This window comes from Streptomyces sp. AK02-01A, from assembly GCF_033795305.1.
Taxonomy (GTDB): domain Bacteria; phylum Actinomycetota; class Actinomycetes; order Streptomycetales; family Streptomycetaceae; genus Streptomyces.
Genome location: NZ_JARBAE010000102.1, coordinates 1 through 4,833, shown reverse-complemented (window position 1 = coordinate 4,833; position 4,833 = coordinate 1). Strand labels below are relative to the sequence as shown.

The following is a 4,833-nucleotide window of genomic DNA, read 5'->3' as shown; positions in this document are numbered from 1 at the left end:
ATCCACGCGTCGAGTGAGCGGTCGTCGAAGGTGTCCTGCCAGGTCTTGATGTCGGTGAGCCGCAGGAACGCCCCGATGCCGTAGGTGTGACCGCGAGTCAACTTTCCGGCCGGCACGGTGAGGGAGATCGTGAAGGCGCCGCCGCTCGCCCGCATCGAGTCGTAGTAAAGCTGCCCGCCACTGCTGTCCCGCGACGTCGCTGTCCAGTCGCGGTTTCCCTGCTTGCCGGGCTGCCATACCGCGGCGTCGAAGAGACCGACGTCGAGCGAGTAAGTCAGCGTGGGACTGGGCCAGTCGGGCACGTCAAAACCCGCTCCGAGGATCGTGAGCCCGGTGGACGCGTCCGGATCCACAGCGGCGTCGGGCAGAGCGAGGAGCTGCCGTCCACCGGTGGCCGGGAAGACACGGACGGAGAAGGAGTCGGAGACCGACTCGGCGCCCTCGACATTGGCCGCGACGATGCGCGCCGTGGCTCCGTCGGCGGCGAGCGGCATCGAGGAGATCGTGAATTCCTGGGTACCGCCGATGACGGGCTGCGCGTACTCCGCACCGGCCCACGGCTTCCAGGTGGCGCCGTGGTCGTCGCTGCGCTCCAGGACGATCTTGTGCGGATCGAGGGCCGGGTTGCCGGTGACCTTGAACGGGACGAGGGCCTTGGTGCCTTGGATGGCGAGTACGGGGCCCGGCGGTTGGGAGAAGGTGGGCGCGGAGTACGGCGCGGTGGTGAGGAGCAGTGCCGTGGAGATGGCCTGTCCGTCGTTGTTGGTCGCCACGATGCGTACGTAGGTGTGGTTCCAGGAGGAGTCGATGGCCGGGATGGTCAGCGACTCGCCCGTCGCGGTCTCGATATCGGTCCATGGCCCGTTGGCCGAGGCAGCCCGCTGCCACCGCAGTTCGGCGTCACCGTCGATGTCGGCGGTGACGGTGAGGGCGCGGCCCTCGATGTAGGGAGCGGCGGCGGTGGTCGACGGATTCGCGAGTATGACGGGAACGTCCCGTACCTCGGGAGCGGAGTCGAACCGTACCGCCAGGTCGAACGGCGTCTTGTCCGGATCGGAGCTCAGGCCGCTGGTGTGCCAGTAGCTGGACAGTCCTGTCTCGTACTGGAAGTCAACGAACGACTCCGGCCACGATCCCCAGTCCGGCTTGGCCTCCTTGACCGGGTCCGTGATCGCCGAGGTGGTGGAGCGCACCCCGTCGACGAGCGGGAAGTAGTCGACGCCGGAGAACTCCGGAGAGATCTGGGCCCCGCCGCCGGGTCCGGCCGTGGTCTCCAGCCGCACCGAGTCGAAGGCCGCGACGGTGACACGGCGTGCCGGAACCTCCTCCTGCTCGCCCGGGTTGTCCCTGCTGGAGCCCATGCCGCCGCCGGTCGCGGTGAGGGTTCCCGTGCCGTTCTCGGCGATCGTCAGCGTCGGGTCCTTGAGGTACCAGGTGAGCAGGCCGGAGTAGGCGTTCGCGGTGAAGGCGCCGTCCCAGTGGATCGTCGCTTCTCCCGTGGTGGAGTTCGCTGTCCCGGTGCCATTGGTGAACAGTGCGCGCTGGTTGAGGCGTGATCCGTCGCTCGGCATGCACTTGGTGGTGTCCGAGATGCCCTGTGCGGTGCCGTCGGGAACCCGGTGGATGATCCGTACGTCGCCCTGTGTGGACTGGAACAGCGGTTGTGTGCCCGCGGAGAAGAAGTTGCAGCCGGTGTTGGCCGGATTGCCGCCCTGGTAGATGTTGTTGACTCCCCACTCCAGGCTCGCGTGGTCGACCGGGTCGAGGCTTCCACCACCGCTGATCACGCTGAGCGTGGCTGCCGACGACGCGGTGGACGGGCCGTGGCCGTTGTCGACGACGACACGGAAGTGAGCGCCGTCATCTCCGGGACGCGTCTTGACGGCGTAGTCGGCGCTGGTCGCGCCCGCGATGTCCGACCATGCCGTGTACTCGGTCTCCTGGCGCTGCCACTGATAGGAGAAGGGGCCCGTGCCGGCGGCGGTGACGGTGAACCGCGCGCTCTGATAGACCTGCGCCGACGTGTCGTGCGGTGGCTCGATGACCGACGCCGCCACCGGAGTCACCGTGAGCAGGGCCTCGTCGGAACGGTGCTGGATGAATTCGCTGTCGAAGGCCTTGACCGAGTATGTCGCTCCGTTGTCGGCGTAGTTGGCCGTGAAGGTGTAGTCCGCGGTGTTGCTGTTGGCTATCGGGACGCTGCCCTTGGCGTCGGTGCGGTACCACGTGTACAGGCGGGCGCCGGGAAATTCGGCGGAGAAGGTCACCGCCCCGCCGTCCGGCACCGTCCGCGGTCGCGGCTGCGCCGTGAACGCGGGATCGGACACCGCCGCGAGGGCGGTCAGGGAAGAGTGGCCGGCCGTCTTGGACCCGACGGCCGACACCTGGGCCGCCTCGGCCGGCCGGAGACGGGCCGGTGAGGGTGCGGCTATCGCGAACACCGCGGTCGCCGCCACGAATCCGAAGGCGATTCGGGCGGGAAGAGGTCTTGAACGCACAGTCAAGTCCGCTCGTCGAAGGGGATTTTGCTGATGGAGGGGTCATGGGCTCGCACCGACCCTGTCGCGCGGCCGGCCGGTCGGTGTCGAGCCGACGAGGTCACCGCGACGATCGCCTGGTGGTGTCGACGACGTTGTCCCACCGGGAGGCTTGTCCTGGGAGTCTCTGGAGCCACAGTGTTAATTAGGTTAGCCTAACCTAAGTTCATTCCGACAGGCCGTCGGTGGTGCCTTGGTGGCCGACTCTGTCGCGGTGTCTTGACGCGCAGTGTCTTTATATAGGTTAGCCTTACCTAACTTCAGCCGCCTGATCCAGGCATGTCCTGGACGTGGCCCTCGCATGCCCAGATCGCGTACCACCCCGTTCGCGCCAGTCCGCGGACGATGTCGGACGGAGGCCCGAGCCGCCTCCGTCGCCATTGGAGGCAGCCCTGTCATGGGCAACAGACAGCCAGCCCGGCCCCTGTGTCCCCGGCCGTCCGCCGGAGCCACCGGAGGCGTGATGCTCGGCCGTACCAGGTCCGCGCCCCAACGCCTCCTCCTCGGGCTGCTGTTGGTGATGCCGGTGATCCTCGGCGGTTGCCAGGCTCCCGACGACCGTCGCCGCAGGCGGCGAACTGTCCTGCACAGCCGCCAGTTGCGAACTCACCACCGGTATCAAGGGCGGCCGCCTGACCTGGGGCTTCAAGAAGAGCTTCCGCTCCTATGCGGCAGGTCCCGCCGGCAACAGCGTCACCGCCGGCGACGGTCGGAAGATCCTCGCTCAGGACCTGGCCGTCCCTGGAAACCACAACAGGAACCACTTCCGGAAACAGACCTTCCGGAAAGAGGCCTTCCGGAAACAACGAGAGAGGAGGTGAGGCCGGCCAACCTCAGCACCTTGTGCGCCCGGCGCACTGCCAAGGGGGCCAGGCATGCCCGCCCGGCCCCCTGACCAGCGGGACACAGACCGTGTCACCGCATGATTCTCTGCAGGAGAGAAGAAACAAATGTACCGAATCACCGCGCGCCGGACGCGCGCGAGAACCAGCCCACGCACCACTGGCCTCAGACACCGGGGCATCGCCGCTCTGGTGGTTGCTGTGGTGTCGGCGGTGGGTGTGGTGTTCGCGGGTGCGGGGTCGGCTTCGGCTGCTCCGGTGACTGTGGCGGATGCGTCGTTGGTGTGGGGGCTCAGTGGTGAGCAGGGAGGTGGTGCTTTCTTCGGTGGTTGTAATTTCTTGTCGGCGGGGAAGGCGGGGGATACCGGTTCCAGTCGTTTGTGGAGTGAGAGTGATGGCTTTTATTCCACGCGTGTGGGTGATGTGGTGGTGGAGAAGCCGGACCGTGATGGTGTGTTCGCGGAGCCGTCGTGGTCGACGAAGTGTCAGGATCCGTCTGGTGTCGCGGTTTCGCCGGGTTCGGTCAGTTCTCTGACGCGTAATCGTGTGGTGTTCGGTAAGGGTACGGGGACGGTTGACACTGTCGCGCGGACTGCCACGATTCGGTGGTCGGGTTCCTTTACTTCGGTTTTCTATGGTGGGCTTACGTATTGGTCGGCCACGGATCCGGTGTTGACGGTGAAGGCGGATGGGACGGGTTCGTTGACGGCGACGGCCACTGGCTATGGCGCTGATATGAATGATCCGGGTAAGTGGGTTGCTCTTCCGGCGACGACGGTTACTCTGGCCAGTCTCCGTGGGGTTGAGCTGGGTTCGTCGGGTTTTACGGTGACGCCTGATTATCTCGATGTGCCGGTCGGTGTTCCGGCGGGGTCGGCCGGGCAGCCGGTGAAGTCGTCGGCGAACGGGTCGTACTGGGGAGCGTTTCCGCAGAGTTTTGTGGACTTCCAGCAGTTGACCGGGCAGGCCTCCTACTGGTTCACCTCCGGTGGTGCCCGCGACGCGGCCAAGCCCGCCACACCACTCACCCTCACCTACACCACCACGACGAGCCCGGTGCACCACCCGGAGCTCACCGTCAGCCCGGCCACGGGCCTGCGGGACGGCGACACCGTCACCGTCACCGGCTCCGGCTACGACACGACCACGGCCAACCCGCACGGCAGTGGTAACGCCGGAGCCTACGTCGAACTGGGCTGGATCAGGCAGTCCGGCTGGCAGCCCTCCCAAGGCCATCCGTCCTCGACCCGGTCGAACATCGCGGCGGTCTGGGTGCACGACACTCCGGCTTCCGGCGCCGCCAACGAGGCGAAGCTCAACGACGACGGCACCTTCACCGTCGACCTCACCGTCGACACCGATGCCCTGGACGACAAGAAGCTGGACGGCGGCACCCTCGCGGTCTTCACCGTCGCGGCCGGTGGCATCACCAACGCCGACGCCGAGGCGTACAC

1 protein-coding gene and 2 pseudogenes are annotated in these 4,833 nt (G+C 66.9%); 2 read left to right on the top strand and 1 reads right to left on the bottom strand.

The window, feature by feature from the left end; genetic code table 11:
* Positions 1 to 2,498 (bottom strand): annotated as a pseudogene (locus PV679_RS35815) (hypothetical protein); the annotation flags it as partial.
* Between the two features lie 617 nt (positions 2,499 to 3,115).
* Between PV679_RS35815 and PV679_RS36330 the strand changes: the two are divergent.
* Together PV679_RS36330 and PV679_RS35810 are read left to right on the top strand one after the other, a co-directional pair.
* Positions 3,116 to 3,358, top strand: coding sequence for an HtaA domain-containing protein (locus PV679_RS36330; RefSeq protein ID WP_416069879.1), 243 nt, complete (start codon positions 3,116 to 3,118; stop codon positions 3,356 to 3,358).
* Positions 3,359 to 4,207: 849 nt separating this feature from the next.
* Positions 4,208 to 4,833: pseudogene (locus PV679_RS35810) on the top strand (hypothetical protein); the annotation flags it as partial.